The sequence below is a fragment of the Microvirga soli genome, from assembly GCF_016734765.1.
Taxonomy (GTDB): domain Bacteria; phylum Pseudomonadota; class Alphaproteobacteria; order Rhizobiales; family Beijerinckiaceae; genus Microvirga; species Microvirga soli.
This window is the reverse complement of the sequence record NZ_JAERQE010000074.1, coordinates 1-18005: the sequence shown is the minus strand read 5'-3', so window position 1 is coordinate 18005 and position 18005 is coordinate 1. Positions and strand designations below refer to the sequence as shown.

The 18005-nt window shown below is 60.9% G+C and carries 15 protein-coding genes and 1 pseudogene; 12 read left to right on the top strand and 4 right to left on the bottom strand.

The features are described 5' to 3' along the window. Window positions 1-193 precede the first annotated feature (193 nt). From JKL45_RS27370 to JKL45_RS27360, 3 genes are read right to left on the bottom strand one after another with little or no spacing between them, the layout of a single operon-like run. On the bottom strand, window positions 194-3448 hold the full coding sequence (locus JKL45_RS27370; RefSeq protein WP_201864959.1) for an error-prone DNA polymerase: 3255 nt from the start codon (window positions 3446-3448) through the stop codon (window positions 194-196). A 17-nt stretch (window positions 3449-3465) separates the two neighbouring features. Next, window positions 3466-4968, bottom strand: a complete 1503-nt coding sequence (locus tag JKL45_RS27365) for a DUF6504 family protein (protein ID WP_201864956.1) — start codon at window positions 4966-4968, stop codon at window positions 3466-3468. Next, the gene (locus JKL45_RS27360) at window positions 4886-5605 is read right to left on the bottom strand and encodes an ImuA family protein (RefSeq protein ID WP_246499035.1); all 720 of its coding nucleotides are present in this window, start codon (window positions 5603-5605) and stop codon (window positions 4886-4888) included. Before JKL45_RS27360 ends, JKL45_RS27365 begins: the two co-directional genes overlap by 83 nt. Window positions 5606-6120: 515 nt before the next feature. Between JKL45_RS27360 and JKL45_RS27355 the strand changes: the two genes are divergently transcribed. The 7 genes and pseudogenes from JKL45_RS27355 (at window position 6121) to paoC (ending at window position 12428) form a co-directional block, all read left to right on the top strand. Further along, window positions 6121-6945, top strand: a complete 825-nt coding sequence (locus JKL45_RS27355) for a hypothetical protein (protein ID WP_201864954.1) — start codon at window positions 6121-6123, stop codon at window positions 6943-6945. 15 nt (window positions 6946-6960) lie between these two features. Then, window positions 6961-7149: pseudogene (locus JKL45_RS31130) on the top strand (S1C family serine protease); the annotation flags it as partial. Continuing rightward, window positions 7129-7878: a S1C family serine protease gene (locus tag JKL45_RS27350; protein ID WP_512699593.1), complete on the top strand. Its 750-nt coding sequence runs from the start codon at window positions 7129-7131 to the stop codon at window positions 7876-7878. The pseudogene JKL45_RS31130 and the gene JKL45_RS27350, both read left to right, overlap by 21 nt. A 34-nt stretch (window positions 7879-7912) precedes the next feature. Continuing rightward, window positions 7913-8218 carry a HupE/UreJ family protein gene (locus tag JKL45_RS27345; protein WP_201864958.1) on the top strand — a complete coding sequence of 102 codons (306 nt, stop codon included), beginning with the start codon at window positions 7913-7915 and terminating at the stop codon, window positions 8216-8218. Between the two features lie 404 nt (window positions 8219-8622). After that, window positions 8623-9258 (top strand): aldehyde dehydrogenase iron-sulfur subunit PaoA, encoded by a 636-nt coding sequence (gene paoA / locus JKL45_RS27340; RefSeq protein WP_201864952.1) that lies wholly within the window; start codon window positions 8623-8625, stop codon window positions 9256-9258. Next, the gene (locus JKL45_RS27335; protein ID WP_201864951.1) at window positions 9255-10205 is read left to right on the top strand and encodes an FAD binding domain-containing protein; all 951 of its coding nucleotides are present in this window, start codon (window positions 9255-9257) and stop codon (window positions 10203-10205) included. Before paoA ends, JKL45_RS27335 begins: the two co-directional genes overlap by 4 nt. Window positions 10206-10208: 3 nt before the next feature. Next, window positions 10209-12428, top strand: coding sequence for an aldehyde oxidoreductase molybdenum-binding subunit PaoC (gene paoC, locus JKL45_RS27330; protein WP_201864950.1), 2220 nt, complete (start codon window positions 10209-10211; stop codon window positions 12426-12428). Between the two features lie 392 nt (window positions 12429-12820). Here paoC and JKL45_RS27325 read toward each other — a convergent pair whose 3' ends face one another. Beyond that, on the bottom strand, window positions 12821-13522 hold the full coding sequence (locus tag JKL45_RS27325; RefSeq protein WP_201864949.1) for a FadR/GntR family transcriptional regulator: 702 nt from the start codon (window positions 13520-13522) through the stop codon (window positions 12821-12823). Window positions 13523-13692: 170 nt separating this feature from the next. On the opposite strand from JKL45_RS27325, the gene JKL45_RS27320 reads away from it, so the two are divergent. From JKL45_RS27320 to JKL45_RS27300, 5 genes are read left to right on the top strand one after another with little or no spacing between them, the layout of a single operon-like run. Continuing rightward, window positions 13693-14688, top strand: coding sequence for an ABC transporter substrate-binding protein (locus JKL45_RS27320; protein WP_201864948.1), 996 nt, complete (start codon window positions 13693-13695; stop codon window positions 14686-14688). A 10-nt stretch (window positions 14689-14698) separates the two neighbouring features. Then, a complete protein-coding gene (locus JKL45_RS27315; protein ID WP_201864947.1) occupies window positions 14699-15532 on the top strand; it encodes an ABC transporter permease in 834 nt (277 codons plus the stop codon). 1 nt (window position 15533) lies between these two features. Continuing rightward, window positions 15534-16331 (top strand): ABC transporter ATP-binding protein, encoded by a 798-nt coding sequence (locus JKL45_RS27310; RefSeq protein WP_201864946.1) that lies wholly within the window; start codon window positions 15534-15536, stop codon window positions 16329-16331. A 9-nt stretch (window positions 16332-16340) separates the two neighbouring features. After that, the gene (locus tag JKL45_RS27305) at window positions 16341-17093 is read left to right on the top strand and encodes an ABC transporter permease (RefSeq protein ID WP_201864945.1); all 753 of its coding nucleotides are present in this window, start codon (window positions 16341-16343) and stop codon (window positions 17091-17093) included. Beyond that, window positions 17093-17797, top strand: coding sequence for a fumarylacetoacetate hydrolase family protein (locus JKL45_RS27300; RefSeq protein WP_201864957.1), 705 nt, complete (start codon window positions 17093-17095; stop codon window positions 17795-17797). The genes JKL45_RS27305 and JKL45_RS27300 overlap by 1 nt, the downstream gene beginning before the upstream one ends. Window positions 17798-18005: the final 208 nt, after the last annotated feature.

Below are 18005 nucleotides of genomic sequence, written 5' to 3'. Positions count from 1 at the left end.
ATCACCCCACAGGCGAGCTGACCAATGGCCACCTCAAACCGCACCCGAATTTACACTCATTGACGGACGTGACCTGGGATCATCGTTTCAAACGTCACGAAGTTATTCGTGCATTTCGGCTCAGGAGATGCGTCTCGGCCTTGCTTGGGGTCGCGGTCGTCAACGGGCGGCGCTAGGCGGGACGGAGACGTCGCTATTTGAAATCACGGGTAGCCACCTTGATAGCTGGGACATTCTCTCGAGCTTGCTCACGGACGTCGGAGCAAGCTGCCATCTCCGTCGAGCCGGTCCTCAGTCTGTTCCGGGCACCGATCTTGCTCTCGTCCCCACGCCCACTCCTCAGTCGCAATTCGCCGTCCCGATCCGCAACAGAGCGCAGTAGACCCGATAGATCGATGAAGTGCTCGGCGATCAGATGGGTGACGCCGCCTTCGCGCTGGAGTCGGCCCCGGCAGCCGATCATGCCCGAGGACAGGATCAGCCGCCGGTGCTTCTCGAACACCGTGGACCAGATCACGAGATTGGCGACATCGGTCTCGTCCTCGATGGTCATGAAGGTCACGCCCTTGGCCGAGCCCGGCTTCTGGCGCACCAGGACGAGACCTGCGACCGTGACCCGCCGCCCGTCTCGAACTTGGTGCAGATCCCCGCATGAGCTGATCCGACGCTCGGTCAATTCCTGTCGCAGGAAGGAGATCGGGTGCCGGCGCAAGGTCAGGCCTTTCGAGCGGTAGTCTTCGACAACCTCGCGGCCTTCTGTCATCGGGATGAGCTCGACCTCCGGCTCATCAACTTCCGGTCTGATCATCCGATCCCGCTCGTCGGCGGCGGCAAACAGCGGCATCACCTCATCCGAGAGTCCCTCGATGGCCCAGAGCGCATCGCGTCGGTTGACGCCAAGAGAGCCGTAGGCGTCGCCTTCGGCCAGATGCTTCAGCGCTTTGACCGAGATCCCAGCGCGACGCCAGAGATCCTCGATGGAGACGAACGGCTGCTCAGCGCGGATGATCGGGATCAGTCCGCCATCCCCATTCGAGAGGCCATGCACCATCTTGAGGCCGAGGCGAACGGCAAAGCGGCGAGGGTTTCGGGTCGGCTCCAGGGTGCAGTCCCAGCGCGAGTGGTTGACGTCGACGGGACGCACCGCGATTCCATGAGCCTGCGCATCCCGCACCAGTTGGGCAGGCGCATAGAAGCCCATCGGTTGCGAGTTCAGGATCGCGCAGCAGAACACGTCCGGATGGTGGCACTTCATCCAGGACGACGCATAGGCAATCTTGGCGAAGCTCGCCGCATGGCTCTCCGGAAAGCCGTAGGAGCCGAAGCCCTCGAGCTGTTTGAAGGTGCGCTCGGCAAAGGCCGCGTCGTAACCTCGGGCGACCATGCCCGTGATCAGCTTCTCACGGAATCTGGACACGCCGGCCGTGAACTTGAAGGTCGCCATGGCGCGCCGGAGTTGATCGGCCTCTGACGGCGTAAACCCGGCGCATTCGATCGCAACGCGCATGGCCTGTTCCTGGAACAGCGGCACACCGAGCGTCTTCTCCAGCACGCGCCTGAGTTCGGGCCGCGGGTATTCGACCTCTTCGCGCTTTTCCCGGCGGCGCAGATAGGGATGCACCATGTCGCCCTGGATCGGGCCGGGGCGGACGATCGCGACCTGGATGACGATGTCATAGAAGGTCTTCGGCTTCAGCCGCGGCAGCATTGCCATCTGGGCGCGGCTCTCGATCTGGAACGTGCCCACCGTGTCGGCCTTCTGGATCATGGCGTAGGTCGCCTTGTCCTCACCCGGGATTGTGGCGATGTCATAGCTCTCGCCCTTGTGCTCACGCAGGAGATCGAAGGCACGGCGCATGCAGCCCAGCATGCCAAGACCCAGCACATCGACCTTCATGAACTTCAGGGTGTCGATGTCGTTCTTGTCCCACTCAATCACCTGCCGATTCTCCATGGCAGCCGGTTCGATGGGGACCAAATCGTCGAGCCGATCCTGGGTCAGCACGAAGCCGCCCGGGTGCTGGGAGAGATGGCGCGGCGCGCCGATGAGCTCGGAAGCCAATTCCAGCGTCATCCGCAGGCGCGGATCGTCGAGGTTGAGGTTGAGCTCCTTGGCTTCCTTGTCCGACACGCCGTCATTGCCCCAACCCCAGACGAGGCCGGCCAGCCCCGCCGTCACATCCTCGGGTACGCCAAGCGCCTTGCCGACCTCGCGAACGGCGCCCCGGGCACGATAGCAGGAAACGACAGCGGTCAGGGCCGCACGGTGCCGGCCATAGGTGTCATAGATCCACTGGATTACCTCTTCTCGCCGCTCGTGCTCGAAATCGACGTCGATGTCCGGCGGCTCGCGCCGCTCCTGGCTGACGAAGCGCTCAAACAGCAGGTCATGCTCGGTCGGGTTGATCGACGTGATGCCGAGCACGAAGCAGACGGCGGAGTTGGCGGCCGAACCGCGTCCCTGGCACAGGATTCCACGCTCCTTGGCGAAGGAGACGATGGCATGGACCGTGAGGAAGTAAGAGGCGTAATCGAGTTCCTCGATCAGCCGCAGTTCATGGCGACAAGTGGCGGCAACTTCATCAGGAATGCCTTCGGGGTACCTGTATCGCGCTCCCTCCCAAGTCAGCCGCTCCAGCTTTTCCTGCGCCGTCTCACCCGGCTCCGTCTCGGACGGGTACTGGTAGTGCAACTCATCAAGCGAAAAAGTACAGCGCTCAAGGATCTCGCGAACGCGCCGGAACGCCTCGGGATGGCGCTCGAACAGCCGCTCCATCTCGGCGGGGTCCTTGAGGTAGCGGTCGGCATGACGCTCTAGCCTGTAGCCGGCCTCGTCGATGGTGCAGCCCTCCCGAATACATGAGATGACGTCCTGCAAGCGGCGGCGGTCGGAATGGTGGTAGAGCACGTCGCCCATAGCAATGGTCGGCACCCGGGCGGCCCGCGCGGCCTGCTCGATGGCATGAAGGCGCAGGTGCTCGTTGGGGGCAAAGCGCCGGATCAGCGCCATGTAGGCGCGGTTGCCGAAGGTGTTTTTGAGACGTGCAAGGTTCTGGTCAAGGACAGCGTCTGCTTCATCGCCTAGCAGAATGGCAAGCAGTCCCTCGTTCCAAGTCGTCACATCATCCCAGACAAGATGGCACCGGCCCTTGCCACCACGGCTCTTGCCGAGGCTGAGCAGCCGGCACAGGCGCGAGTAGGCGGCCCGATCAGTCGGATAGACGAGCAACGACGTGCCGTCGGTGAGATCGAGCCGACATCCGACCACAAGGCGGACGCCTGTGTCGCGCGAGGCCTCATATGCACGCACGATTCCGGCGAGCGAGTTGCGGTCGGTGATACCAAGCGCGGTGATGCCAAGGAGCTTGGCCTGCTCGAACAGCTCCTGCGGGCTCGATGCACCGCGTAGGAAGCTGAAGTGGGTCGTGACCTGGAGCTCTGCGTACATGGGGAAGTAGCCTTCTGTCACGAGAAGAAGCCGTGCATCCACCAGCGTCCGCCCTCCGCAGTGGGCGCATCGCGGAAGATCCAGAAGCGCCCGCCTTGCTCGGTCTCGACGCGGTAGTAGTCCCGGGCAGCCGAACTCTTGTCGCCGTTCCACCATTCCGGCGTGATGCGCTCCGGCCCATCGGCCTTGGCGACATTGTGCCGAACCTTGCGCCAGACGAAGAAGCGGGGCGGGTGATCCGGCAGCAGGGCGGTGGCCACCACAGGCTCAGGCGGATCGAGCAGGCGCGTGGGCCGCGGCAGGGTCTCCGGCCAGACCGACCCGGTCGGTGGCGCGAGTGCCGGAATCCGGCGCGCCATCCGTTCGGGGACGAGGCTTTGGACGGGCGCGAGGCGATAAACTTTCTTCATGCCAATGCGGGCGCCGAGCCGATCGACGAGCTGGCCCATATCCGCTTCGCCGGCGTCCTCCTCGCCAAGGCCACGAACTTGAGCTTGCGTCTCCGCGAGCGGCTCGACCTTGCTCGCGATCAGAACGATCTCTTCGATGCCGAAGCCAGGATCGATGGCTTGTAGCCGCTCGTCGAAGAGCTTGGCGAGATGCGCCGCATCCCTGTTGGCTTTGGCGGTACCGATACGCAGGCAGGCGCTCTTCTGATCGACGCGCTGGAACAGGAGGTCGAGACGGCGCACCCCTTCGCCACGGCGTTCCAGTTGCCGGCACAGATCCTTGGCAAGTCGCAGCAGCACGCTTTTGAGGTCCTCAAGCCGACCGATGGGCTCCGCGAAGGCACACGATGCCATTGGCGTTTCCTTCGGGATCAGCGGCGTGATCGGTTCGAACGCATGCCCAAGCGCCTGATCGAGCCGCAGCGCGACGTCACGCCCAAAGCGCCGGACGAGAGGCGCACGCGGCATGGCGGCCAACTGGCCGACGCGCTCGATGCCGAGCTTGTGCAGGGCGCTGAGCTTGTCGGCAGTGATGCGCAAACCTCGGATCGACAGGGTTGCCACGGCATCCACGGTGCGGCCCGTCGGCACGACACCGGTGGCTCCATAGCGAGCCACCGCCCAAGCCGCCCCCGGGGCATCGGCAACCGCCGCCTTGGCGGCGATGCCCTGTCGGGTCAGACGGCTGGTCAGATCCGCGAGCAACTCCTCCTCGCTGCCGAAGAGGTGCGCCACGCCGGCGATGTCGATCCAGAGACCATCCGGCGGGTCAGCCGCCACCACGGGCGAGTAGCCGATGGCCCAGCGGGCCAGCTCCCGCAAGGAGGCCTCGTCTTCGTCCGGCACGGCTTCAACCACATGCAGGTTCGGCACCAGGGCCTGTGCCTGGGCAAGCGCCATGCCGACATGCAGGCCCGTCTCCTGTGCCGCCGCGCAGGCGGCACGCACGACGCGGCGTGATCCGACCGTGTGGACAGTCACGAGCGGCTCATGACGCGGCGGCCCGCCGGTCCGCCGCCTGATCCGATCGGTCGGCCAGGTCGGCAGGTAGAGCGAGACGACCCTTCGCATCGCAGGCCTCCAGAATCCAGGTACGGGGTTCAGCGCCGCGGCAGCGCAGGAGTTCGACTTGCCAGCGCTCTCGGCCGAGACCAGGCACCGGCATGAGTTCGGAAGGGGTAGGGGCGATGCGCCAGCGCGTCACCGCAGCGGTCGGCAAATGGACCAGATCCTTCTCGGCCAGGGTCCACCAGCGCCGAATGATGAGAGCGGTCACGCCCGTGGCTTCAGCCGCCAGTTGCAGACGGCGTGAGGCAATGAGGCTCATGCGCGTGACCTCGCCGACCACGGCAGCCAGTCCCTTCTCGCGCAGGCCTTCCTCGATCAGCGGCAGGATCTCGCGCTCCCGCTCGGCCTCGGCATAGATGACGCGATCGGGATGCAGGCCGGCACGCAGGAGACCTGGTGCGAACAGGTCACGACGGTTCAAGCACCAGAGCACGGGTCCCTTGAGACGGGCCGCGATCCCCGCGGTGAAGAGCGTGGTGCTGCCGGCGAACTCGGAGGCGAGGCCCGCCTCGATCATCTCGTGCAGGGCACCCCGGGCGAGGCCGCCGCCTGGCAGGTGATTGTCGAGCGCGCGAAGACTGAAAGGCAGGGGGGTGGTGTTCTGGGGCCCACCCTCGTACCGAGCAATCTGGAGCCGCAAATCGGCAAGCCTATCCTGTTGCCCGGGGTTCATGGAATCCGTGCCGAAGCCAAATCTGTTGTTGACGATGTTCCTATTATGTTCTCATTCGAGGGTGAGTCAAATACACGCAGGAGTAGCTGTGAATTGTGAGGAGAAGAGTGTTGCAGAAGGTTCAGTAAAGTGTCTGCTTGCGGCATCTCCTTTGTAGCTGGAGAGGGTGGGAACGCTGAAGTGGGGCGGGGGTATGGATGAAAATACCTCACCGCCTGAATCCCAGCCTTGTCACAAGGAAAGTTTTCACTCCGACCACACCTCTGCTGGACTTTTGGCAGCCTATTTGCGGGATAACCAGCACTCTGTTCATCCGGATTTGTTCTAAGTTGACATGCGGATGAGGCAGCGGCTGATGTGATGCCGTGTGGGGGTTGTCTATGCGTATTGTCCCTGTTGCACTTGCAATCGCAGTTTGTGCGGTCGGCTCGTCGGCTCGAGCTGACTCATTTACGCTGTCGGGAGATGCTCGGTGGATCGCGTTGGCGAGCCGGCAGAGCCTTGATGAGGCCATTGGCGTCGCCCACTCCTACCGCTGGCGCTTTCCAACCGTGCGGGTCATGCAAGCCACGAACGGATGGTACGCCATTGTCGCCGGTCCCGAGCGCATCCCGAACCCCCGGGCTTACAAGGAAGCGCTGGTCCGCACGGGCGAAATCCCTGGCGACACCATCATCACCCGAGGACAAGGATACGTTGCTGAGGTCTGGAAGCCCTCGACCTACAAGCCTCTAATCCAGGCAAAGTACGACGGCTCGAAACAGGTCAATCTGCGCTCCGGCGAACTGGTTCTCACCGTCTCAACCCTTGCAAGCGGGAAGGAGAGCGGGCGCTTTCCCGTCCTGTCCGGATCTGCGAACGGCCGTCTCGCCTTTACGGCGCGTCTTGAGGAAAGCTCGAACGAGGTGCCAAACGCCGAGGTCACCGTCGTACGCCTCGACCCCACCAGCGCAGAGCCGCAGGTGGTCTTTTCGTCCTTCTGGGGTGGCGCGCATTGCTGCACTGTGACCAAGATCGCCACGAAGGTCGGAACCGAGTGGCGCGTTGTCCAAGGCAAGACCATCGACGGGGACAGCGGCTACACCTTCGATGATATTGACGGGGATGGCGCCGCAGAGCTGCTGAGCATCGACCAAACCTTCTTCTACACCTTCGCGCCGTATGCAGGATCCTGGGCGCCCGAGAGCATATCGAAGCTCTCCGGTGACCGGCTCATCGATGTAACAGCACACCCAGCCTTCCGGGCCTACATGCGCCAGGAACTCTATCGGATCGAGTATCTTGCCAGCCGGGAGCCGTACCTATGACGCTCGAACGGATTCCTTGCCGCTTGGGTGGCGACAAAAGCCATCGTGGGCGAGTTCGACGATGCCTGGAGCCGGATGCTGCCCCTGTATGATCGGGGCACTGACTGGCCACTGACCGAATGCACCGTAGCGAAGGTGAGCGGGTCTTGTCCGACCGGGAAAGAGCGCACCATCGAGTTCCCGGTGGCCCTGCGCAAGCACCTCGAGGCGGAGGGATACATCCCGAGGAGTGCCCCGGCTCCCCGGCCGGAAAGTGTCGCGGTCGCGCCGCCCACGCCCGTCGCGCCGAGCGCGGTTCCCAAGGAGGAGAAGCGTGCGTCCTCCGGGGCAGGCTTCTTCGTCACCCAGGAGGGCCATGTTGTCACGAACAACCACGTGATCGAGAGCTGCTCTTCTGTCCAGATTAAGCCCTCCAACGGCTCGCCGCTTCCGGTAAGGATCCTGGCCCGGGACACGAACAACGACCTAGCATTGCTGAAGACAGACCAACCGACGGACAAGTTCGCAACTGTCCGTTCAGGCGTTCGCCTTGGAGAAGCCGTCGCGGCCTTTGGCTTCCCGCTCAACAGCGTCTTGGCGAGCTCCGGCAATTTCACCATCGGCAACGTGACCGCATTGGCTGGAATCGGAGACGATAGCCGCTTTCTCCAGATCTCAACTCCGGTTCAGTCGGGGAATAGCGGTGGGACCTTGCTGGACGAGAACGGCAATGTTGTCGGTGTGGTAACATCCAACCTCAACGCTCTCAGAACGGTGGTCGCCATTGGAGACGTTCCCCAGAATGTGAACTTCGCGATCAAGGCAGGGGCGTTGGCCACGTTCCTGGAGAGCACCCGGGTCGAGGTTCCGGCTGCCTCTACTGCATCACGCCTCTCGCCGCCCGATCTGGCTGACGTAGCCAGCAGCATCAGCGTGTTCGTCAGATGTGAGTGAGAGGCTGGTTCATCAATCCGGCATGCGGTAAGTCATTGGAACGGCTGGCTTCAATGTTCCGGCCGCTGAGGTGTCCATAGCCGCTTCGGTGATTGCCCTAGGCGCCGTGGTGGCGCTCGTGGGCTTCTTTGCGATCTTTCATGGCTATGCGCACGGCACCGAAATTCCGTCCGGAGCCACAGCTCTATCATTCGGATATCCGTCGGTCATCAGCAAGCCAATCGGTCACTCGGTGTCACCATCGCCGTTACAGGCCTTGTACGAGCCTTTGGGTAGGAGAATGATACGACGTCTATGTGAGAACCGAAATTTTCATCTTGGTTCTCACGCCAGCGGCTAAACTTCAGGCTACGAATAGGAGTACCGCTTCTGGCACTAGGCGAAGTACGCCGAATTTCTGTAAAGGCGCTATGGGCAGACCTTCATTTCATATGCTGTTCGTTACTTTGTGACCCCCCTCTGGACCTTAGTCTGAAGGTGAACATTTACCAGCTCAGGAGGCTTTCGCGGCCAGACATCAGCTACTGCGCTGGCGCACTCATGCTCAAAATCAAGGCCGATTTGCTTGGCGGCGCATCCCCAAGGCTCCTAATGGCTCAGCTTTGCTGCACTGAGGTTGAAACCACTTTAGGCGGCGGGCCGTTGTCGAGTGATCCGAAGCCGGTCGCGCTCTGGCGAGCGAGGCCACCTGCGGACTGCGGCAGAGTGGAATTGACCCCGCTTTAACCAGGGAAAGAGGCCGACATGGCGGATCCTAGTGAGCTGAATGTGAACCGGCGCGAGGTGATGGCCGGAGCCGGGGCTTGTGCGGCAGTTGCGGTAGCGCCGCTATCGGCAGGGGCGCAGCCGACCCCCGTGGAAACGCCTGTGTTGACCCAGGTCTCGTTCAATGTGAACGGTCAATCTCATGCGCTGGAGGTCGACACTCGCACGACACTGCTCGACGCTTTGCGGGAGCATTTGCGTCTCACGGGTACCAAGAAAGGCTGTGACCACGGCCAATGTGGCGCTTGTACGGTTTTGGTCGATGGACGACGGATCAACTCCTGCCTGACTCTTGCCGTGATGCACCAGGGCAATACGGTAACCACCATTGAGGGAATCGGCGCTCCGGACAACTTGCACCCGATGCAGGCAGCGTTCATCAAACACGATGGCTATCAGTGCGGCTATTGCACGCCCGGACAGATCTGCTCGGGTTTGGCGGTGCTGGACGAGATCAAAGCCGGAATCCCAAGTCATGTCACGGCTGACCTCACAGGCCCGGTTCAACTCAGCGAGGCTGAGATCCGCGAGAGGATGAGCGGTAATATCTGCCGGTGCGGTGCCTATTCTAACATCGTCGAGGCAATGACCGAGGTCGCGGAGAGGCAGGGATGAGATCTTTCACGTATGAGCGCGCGAAGACAGCCATTGAGGCCGCAGCCGCTGTCGCCCGCACACCTGGCGCGAAGTTCATCGCGGGCGGCACGAATCTTCTCGACCTGATGAAGCTGCAGATCGAGACACCGACGCACCTCGTCGACGTGAACGGGCTGAAGCTCGATACCATCGAGCCGACTCCGGAAGGTGGGCTCCGGATCGGCGCACTTGTCCGCAACACTGATCTTGCCGCCGATGAACGCGTTCGCCGCGACTATGCTGTCCTGTCACGGGCTCTGCTCGCTGGCGCATCCGGGCAATTGCGCAACAGGGCGACAACAGCGGGTAATCTTCTCCAGCGCACCCGCTGTCCCTACTTCTATGACACCGCTCAGCCCTGTAACAAACGGCAGCCTGGCAGCGGCTGCTCGGCCTTGGACGGGGTCAGCCGACAACTCGGCATTGTTGGGGTAAGCGATGCCTGCATAGCCACTAATCCGAGCGACATGGCAGTCGCCATGCGGGCGCTTGATGCGGTGGTCGAGACGGTGAGGCCCGATGGGGCCGGCAGGACGATCTCGATTGCGGAATTTCACCGCCTGCCCGGCGACACTCCCCACCTGGAAACGGCGCTGGAGCCGGGGGAACTCATCACCGCCGTAACCTTGCCGCCACCCGTCGGCGGTCGGCAGATCTACCGCAAGGTACGTGACCGCGCCTCGTATGCCTTTGCTCTCGTCTCCGTGGCGGCTGTCATTCACCAGAACGGCACAGGACGAGTGGCTGTCGGCGGGGTGGCGCACAAGCCTTGGCGGATTGAGGCCGCAGAGGCAGATTTGCCCCGCGGTTCCAAGGTGGTCACTGAGCAGCTTCTAGCCGATGCCAAGCCGACCCACGACAATGCGTTCAAGCGACCTCTGGTCGAGCGTACGATCGGGGCCGTGATATCCCAAGCGAGGAGCTGAGGAATGCGTTTCGACACTCCCGCCACAACCAATCCGATTGACCAGCTCAAAGTTGTTGGGCGCCCCACTGACCGGATAGACGGCCGACACAAGACAACCGGCACGGCACCTTATGCTTATGAGAGGCACGACGTAGTGCCAGATCAGGCTTATGGCTTCGTGTTGGGCGCAGCGATTGCAAAGGGCCGGATTGCTGCCATGCTCCTGGATGAGGCGAAGGCGGCGCCTGGCGTTCTAGCGATCGTCACGACACTCGACATGCCACGGTTGGAGCGCGGCATGATGAATGCCGCCTATCTGTTCGGCGGACCTGTTGTTCAGCATTACCACCAAGCGGTCGCCGTGGTGGTTGCAGAGACCTTTGAGCAAGCACGGGCTGCAGCCTACCTCATTCGCGTCGACTATGAGCCTGAGGCAGGCAAATTCGACCTCGCCGCCGAGGCGTCGAATGCCCCACTTGTTGGGGACGATAGCGGCGAGGGCAGCAGCGGACCTCCTGAGGTTCGCGTCGGCGACTTTGAGGGCGCGTTCAAGGCGGCAGAGGTCAAACACGACGAGAGCTACACGACGCCCGATGAGAGCCATGCCATGATGGAGCCGCACGCCACGATCGCAGCCTGGGACGGCGATCAGCTGACCCTCTGGACCTCGAACCAGATGATTGGCTGGGGCAAACGCAGCATCGCCAAAATCCTCGGCATTCCGGCACAGAATGTTCGTCTTGACTCGCCTTATATCGGCGGCGGCTTCGGGGGGAAGCTATTCATACGGGCCGATGCCGTGCTGGCAGCGCTCGGCGCGAAAGCGGCACAGCGGCCGGTGAAGCTGGCGCTCACCCGCCCATTGATCGCCAATAACACGACCCATCGGCCTGCCACGATCCAACGCATCCGCATCGGTGCGAACCGTGACGGCATCATCACGGCCATCGCGCACGAGAGCACTTCTGGCAATCTGGCCGACGGCAAGCCTGAGACGGCGGTGTCACAAACGAGGCTGCTCTACGCGGGCGCAAACCGCCTCATGGCCATGAGGCTCGCGCCGCTTGACCTGCCAGAAGGCAACGCAATGCGTGCACCGGGTGAGGCGCCCGGCATGATGGCACTTGAGGTTGCCATGGATGAGATGGCCGAAAAGCTTGGACTTGATCCTGTCCAGTTCCGCATTCTCAACGACACCCAAGTGGATCCGGAAAACCCCAATCGGCGGTTCTCCCACCGTGATCTCGTCGGCTGTCTCCGGCTGGGTGCTGAGCGCTTTGGCTGGGACAAGCGCAATGCCCAGCCTGCCCAGGTGCGGGATGGACACTGGTTTGTTGGAATGGGTGTTGCAGCGGGGTTCCGCAATAATCTCCTGACCAAGTCCGCTGCGCGGGTTCGACTTGACGGTCAGGGGGTGGTGGCGGTCGAAACCGACATGACCGATATCGGAACGGGGTCCTACACCATCATCGCCCAGACTGCCGCGGAAATGATGGGTGTAGCCTTGGATAAGGTGGTCGTCCGACTTGGGGATTCCTCGTTTCCCGTCGCCGCAGGCTCCGGCGGACAATGGGGCGCGAACAACTCGACAGCTGGTGTCTACGCTGCCTGTGTCAAGCTGCGCGAGGCCGTCGTGCAAAGGCTGGGCTTCAATTCCGCCGATGCTGTCTTTGCGGATGGCGCCGTGCGTTCGGGCAACCGCAGTGTGGCGCTGGCAGAGGCCGCAAGCGCGGGCGAACTTGTCGCCGAGGACTTCATTGAGTACGGCGATCTTGCCAAGACGCACCAGCAATCGACCTTCGCGGCTCATTTCGTTGAGGTTGGAGTCGACGCATTAACTGGTGAGGTTCGGGTTCGGCGTATGCTCGCGGTATGCGCGGCGGGACGCATCCTCAATCCCAAATCCGCGAGGAGCCAGGTGATCGGCGCGATGACAATGGGCGTCGGTGCGGCTTTGATGGAGGAACTGGCGGTGGACAAGCGGCGTGGCTTCTTCGTCAACCACGATCTTGCGGGTTATGAGGTGCCAGTCCATGCCGACATCCCGCACCAAGACGTCATCTTCCTCGACGAGGTCGATCCGATGTCCTCGCCCATGAAAGCGAAGGGGGTGGCCGAGCTTGGCATTTGCGGTGTCGGAGCGGCTGTCGCAAACGCGGTCTACCATGCCACTGGCATTCGCGTCCGAGACTATCCACTGACGCTCGACAAGCTCATTGGCCACCTGCCCGAAGCCGTCTGACATGTGCCCTATGTTTGCGTTGCAGAGCGTATGCATGTGCGCTGAAAGACGCAGACAGAAATTGGTCGCAAGCCGCCCCTCAGATCTGCGGGCTTGGAGGGGAGGGGCTGCTTATGGCACGCCTGAAACCTATGCTCGAAGTTAGCAATCCTCACCTAACCAGATCTTTCGAAAAGTGAATGGACTTCACTGCCTGACCCAAAGCAGACGACTATGCGCCCCAAATGGCTTCACCCAACGAATAGTGCCTGCCTTCCCGGAAGGGCAGTAATCATATCTAACTAACGATATTACGACCAAAGTTTGGGCATGATGTCCCAGAAGCGTTACTGGATCAGTAACACGCCACCATCGCTAGCCTTTCTCTAAAGTCAGAGGTTCGTGCTTGGGTATTAGTCAGCTTCACTCGACTGCCGCGCTAAAAGATTGCGCTCTACGCTCTGCAAATGGGTGCGCATCGCAGCGGCTGCGCCGTTCATGTCACGGTTCTCGATAGCCGTAATAATCGTCTCATGCTCGGTGAAGCTGTGATGGTCCGGCTCTGGCTTGACAGGGTTGGATCGAAGCCTGCCCCAGGTTACGGCGCGACGTAGCGCGTTAAGCATATCGAATAGCCCGAGAAGCGGCGTATTCTGAGTTGCTTCGGCGACGGTGCGGTGCAGGCGTGTATCCCACGTCTCATATTGGCGCCAGGTTGCGGCCTCACGCGTTCGTGCTTGGCACATCCTTAGCTCAGCTAGATGCATTGGCGTTGCAGTCAGCGCCGCCGCTCGTGCGATCTCAGGTTCGATGATCAGACGGGCGCGCATCAGTTCGGCTGGATTGGTCCGCTTGGACAGGGCCGCAATATCCGAAAGGGTGTCCACAGGCCGGTTGCCCATGAAGGTGCCTTTGCCGACGTGGCGCCATATTTGGCCTTCGGCCTCAAGAGCTCCGAGTGCCTTCCTGAGTTCGGTCCGCGTCACCCCAAGCACCGCTGACAAATCCCGCTCTGCAGGGAGGCGCCCATCCTCAGGGAGTGTCGCTTGTGCGAGGTAGGCCCGCAGCTGGGTGACGACACTCCGATTAGAACCTGCTTCATCGACAGCTAGCATCTTAGTCTCTCAACCAATTTAGAATTGGTCGGATCTTTTAATCGCAGTAATAATATAGTCAAGAACAATAACGCTTGACAGTCTTTCACCCAATTGCAACCAATACCATATTGGTCGTGCAAAGCGCGACCTTAGAAGGCGGATAAACCGCCGAAACCTGGGAGTTTGAAATGTCCAAAAAGTTGGTTGGTCTGAAAGCCACTACCGCTGCGCTCGCGATCGGTGTTGCGCTCATGGTGTCGAGCGCAGCAGAGGCTGCCAAGGTTCGTGTGGTCTATGGCGATATCCCCAGCGTGGAATCCTTGCATCTCCTGGCAGCCTTTGAGCGCGCTAAGGAAAAGGGTGTCGATATCGAGATGACTTATCTGAAGTCAGAAGATATCGCAGCTCAGGCCGTAGTCGGCGGACAGGCTGACATCGGTGTTGGTGGCCCTTATGCCCTCGTGCAGAAGGTCAAGGCACCCATCCGAATGTTCATGCAGCTTTCGACGCTGCGCTTCTATCCGGCGGTGAATGGCGAGTTCTACAAGACCTGGAAGGATCTGAACGGGCAGGAGGTAGCCGTCCACTCCCGCGGCTCCGGGACTGAAGCTATCATGAAGCTGATGGAGCAGCGCCAGGGCATCAAGTTCTCCAAGATCAGCTACATTCCTGGCGCGGAGGTTCGTACGGGTGCCTTGCTGCAGGGCAACGTCAAGGCTTCCATCGTTGATTCGTCCGGCCGCCGCTTGCTGGAAACCCAGGCACCCGGCAAGTTCGTGATCCTGCCGCTCGAGGGCGTAAACGCAACGGACGAAGCGCTGTTTGCCAACACAAACTTCCTTGAAAAGAATGCTGCGGATGTCGACAAGATCGTCGAGGCCATCCTCACCACCTGGCGTGAAGTCACCGAGAAGCCGGGTGTCGTCGCGGAGTGGCGCGCCAAGTACAAGTTGCTGCCCGACCTGCCTGCGGCTCAGGTGAACGAGATCAGCCCGTACTTCGAAGAACTCGCGAAGGGTAAGGCGTTTCCCCTCAACGGTGGTGGCGCAACGGCTGCAAAGGATGACTTTGCCTTCTACACCCTCTCGGGGCAGCTTACCGGTGAGCCGGCAAGCCTGAAGGTCGAGGATTTCTGGGACACCCGCCCGCTGGATCGCGTTCTGGCGAAAGTTGGCACCAAGTAAGGTGGCCAAAATGATGGCTTCCTCACAAGTGAACGGCCCCGTGCGGGCCGTCCATTCGCCGGCGGGTTGGGGCTTGAGCCTCGGCCGGCTATTTACGCAACACCCGATTGTCTCAAGAATGGTCTCGCTGGGGCTCTTCTTCTTGATATGGGAAATCGCTGGACGCGTGCCGATCAGCTATGCTTTCCCAACTTTTCTGGAGACACTCTCGGCCTTCGTCACAATGCTGCTCGATGGCAGCCTGTTTGCTGCTTATGGCTCGACGCTTCAGCCCCTGATCATTGGCATCGCCATTTCGGGAGCTGTCGGGGTAACCCTGGGCATCGTGATGGGTTTGTCGCGCACGGCTGAATGGCTTGTGGCTCCTTTGTTCATCGTCCTGCAATCAGCCCCGATGGCGGCTCTTATTCCACTCATCACCTTCGTGTATGGAATTGGGCTGGCAGCAAAGACTCTCGCGGTTATCATGCTGGCTTTGCCGGTCATCGTCCTGAACGGCTATAAGGCGGTGCGCAATGCCAACCCTTCGCTGGTGGCCATGTGCTACTCGTTCCAGGGCACGAAGCTTCAGCAAATCGCCAAGATCATCATCCCGGATGCCAGCCCAGTCATCTTTGCTGGCCTGCGCCTGGGCCTCGCTGCGGGCTTCATCGGCGTCATCCTGGCCGAACTCCTGATCACACCGACCGGAATCGGCGACCTGATCACCTACCACCGCTCAGTGGCCAATTATGCAGAAATGTATGCCGCTGTTGTCTCCATCATTCTGGTCTCGACCCTGACGCTCGCGGCTCTTGAAGCATTCGAGATGCGCGTACTACGTCCGGAAAAGAGGAGAGGCTGACATGACTTTATCCACTGCTTCAATCCATGCTCTGCCTCACGCTGAATCTGCTGCTGTTGAGGTTCGAGGCATCTCCAAGAACTATAAAGAGGTCGAAGCGCTTCGATCGATTGATCTCGACTTTCCTCGAGGCAAGCTCACGACACTGCTCGGCCCATCTGGCTGCGGCAAGACCACCCTGCTCAAGATCATCGCAGGCCTTATCGAGCCGACTTCCGGTGAGGTGCGGGTCAACGGCAAAACCGTCACTGGACCCGGCCCAGAGCGCGCCTTCGTGTTTCAGGACTTCGCCCTGATGCCGTGGGCGACGGTGATGCGCAACGTGGCTTTCGGGCTCGAATTGAAGGGAATGGGGAAGGCGGAACGCCAGTCCATCGCACGGCATTATATTGCCGAGGTTGGTCTTACCGGGTTCGAGGATAAGTATCCGCATGAGCTCTCCGGTGGCATGCGCCAGCGCGTCGGCCTTGCCCGTGCGTTCGCGGTCAATGCGGAAGTGCTTCTGCTGGACGAGCCGTTCTCGGCGGTCGATGAGCAGAACCGCCGCAAGTTCCAGGAGGACCTGCTGCGGCTGGTGGAGAAGGAACGCAAGACCTTCATCTTCGTCACGCATAGCATCGAAGAGGCTGTCTACGTATCGGATCGCATTGTGCTCCTGTCACGCCGACCGAGTCGTGTTTCGCAGATCATCGAACCGAAAGTCGATCGCACAGCCTCCCCCGATGCCATCCGCCGTGATCAGGGCTATCTCGACACTGTCGAGGAGATCTGGCAGGGCCTCAAGCACTACGTGGATTGAGGGGCAGCCATGACACTTTACGGTTATCGGGTGCCGATGATGGCATCACTCCTGGTCTGGTGCGTGATTTGGGAACTTGTCGGCCAATCCGGACTGATGTTCCTGGTTCCACCTCTTTCGGCTGTGCTGGTCGCTGGCTATTCTATGGTGCAGACCAGCACATGGCAGGCGGCCGCAATGATCACGTTGCACAGTTTTGCAATCGGCATGGGGCTTGCCATCGTGGTTGGCGTCAGCCTTGGCGTGCTGATGGGGCGGTTCAAGGCAGTGGATGAACTGTTCAGCATTTGGGTCAACATCTTCGTCAGTGCGCCGCTCTCGGCCCTGGTTCCGGTGTTGATGATCCTGTTCGGCATGGGCGAGACCACGGTGATCGTCACGGTCTTCCTCTTTGCGGTATGGATTATCGTTTTGGATACGCGAGCCGGCATTCAGCATGTGCCGAAGTCGCTTATTGAGATGGGGCGCTCCTATGGTGCCTCTACCTTCGCTCTTTACGGGAAAATCGTTCTCCTTGCCGCACTGCCGGAGATCCTTGCAGGGATCAGACTCGGTCTAGTGCGCGGCGTAAAGGGTGTGGTGATCGGCCAGCTTCTGGTGGCGATCATCGGTTATGGCGAACTGTTTGAACTTTATTCACGCAGCTTTGACATGGAGAACTTCTGGGCGCTGACGATCATCCTCTTCGCTGCGGCGATGCTGATGTCAGCGGCCATCGAACACATCGAGAAAAAAGTCGACTATTACGCAGGAGTAAGATGATGAATGCACCTATCGCCATGACTGACTACGTCGTTCAGCCGGCACCCATTGCAACCTTGCCTGTCCAGGGCAGTGACAAACTGTTTCCCATTCACCGTATTTATTGCGTGGGACGTAATTACGCCGAGCACGCTATCGAGATGGGACATGATCCGTCCAAGGAGCCGCCGTTCTTCTTCCAGAAGAACCCAGATAACCTCGTGATCGATGGCAAGTTTCCATATCCGAGCCAGACATCAGACGTGCACCACGAGATCGAAATGGTGGTGGCCTTAAGCAAGGGCGGAACGGACATTGCCGTGGAAGCGGCCCTCGATCACGTCTTCGGCTATGGTGTCGGCCTCGACATGACTCGTCGCGACCTTCAGGGCGAGGCCAAGAAGCTGGGTCGTCCTTGGGAAGTCGGCAAGGCCTTCGAAGCCTCTGCTCCTTGTGGCCCGCTGGTTCCGGCGAGCGAGATCGGCCATCCGAATTCGGGCGCTGTCACACTCAAGGTCAATGGTGAGGTCCGTCAGCAGGGCGACCTGAACCAACTGATCTGGAAGGTGCCGGAGATGATCTCATACCTTTCCGGTCTCTTCACCCTTCAGCCCGGCGACATCATCATGACCGGCACGCCCGCCGGCGTCGGCGCGGTTGTACGCGGTGACGTTCTCGAAGGTTTCGTCGAGGGGGTCGGGGCGATCGAAGTCGTCGTCGTTTAACCGGCGCAGCCTGCAGGCTTAATGCCAAGGCAGGCGAGGGGGCTTAACAACACCGCAGCGCATTTCCGTGTGCTGCGGTGCAACTTTTGGTGGGTCAACCGCCAGCGTCAATATCAAGCAGGAGCCACACGTGGCGAAGATCAAGGTTGCCAATCCGGTCGTCGAGCTCGACGGCGACGAGATGACCCGCATCATTTGGCAGTTCATC

Excerpts from the sequence above, each read along its gene's own strand:
- JKL45_RS27370 (WP_201864959.1), bottom strand. The coding sequence starts at position 3,448 with ATGTACGCAGAGCTCCAGGTCACGACCCACTTCAGCTTCCTACGCGGT.
- JKL45_RS27365 (WP_201864956.1), bottom strand. The coding sequence starts at position 4,968 with ATGCGAAGGGTCGTCTCGCTCTACCTGCCGACCTGGCCGACCGATCGG.
- paoA (WP_201864952.1), top strand. The coding sequence starts at position 8,623 with ATGGCGGATCCTAGTGAGCTGAATGTGAACCGGCGCGAGGTGATGGCC.
- JKL45_RS27335 (WP_201864951.1), top strand. The coding sequence starts at position 9,255 with ATGAGATCTTTCACGTATGAGCGCGCGAAGACAGCCATTGAGGCCGCA.
- paoC (WP_201864950.1), top strand. The coding sequence starts at position 10,209 with ATGCGTTTCGACACTCCCGCCACAACCAATCCGATTGACCAGCTCAAA.
- JKL45_RS27325 (WP_201864949.1), bottom strand. The coding sequence starts at position 13,522 with ATGCTAGCTGTCGATGAAGCAGGTTCTAATCGGAGTGTCGTCACCCAG.
- JKL45_RS27320 (WP_201864948.1), top strand. The coding sequence starts at position 13,693 with ATGTCCAAAAAGTTGGTTGGTCTGAAAGCCACTACCGCTGCGCTCGCG.
- JKL45_RS27315 (WP_201864947.1), top strand. The coding sequence starts at position 14,699 with ATGATGGCTTCCTCACAAGTGAACGGCCCCGTGCGGGCCGTCCATTCG.
- JKL45_RS27310 (WP_201864946.1), top strand. The coding sequence starts at position 15,534 with ATGACTTTATCCACTGCTTCAATCCATGCTCTGCCTCACGCTGAATCT.
- JKL45_RS27305 (WP_201864945.1), top strand. The coding sequence starts at position 16,341 with ATGACACTTTACGGTTATCGGGTGCCGATGATGGCATCACTCCTGGTC.
- JKL45_RS27300 (WP_201864957.1), top strand. The coding sequence starts at position 17,093 with ATGAATGCACCTATCGCCATGACTGACTACGTCGTTCAGCCGGCACCC.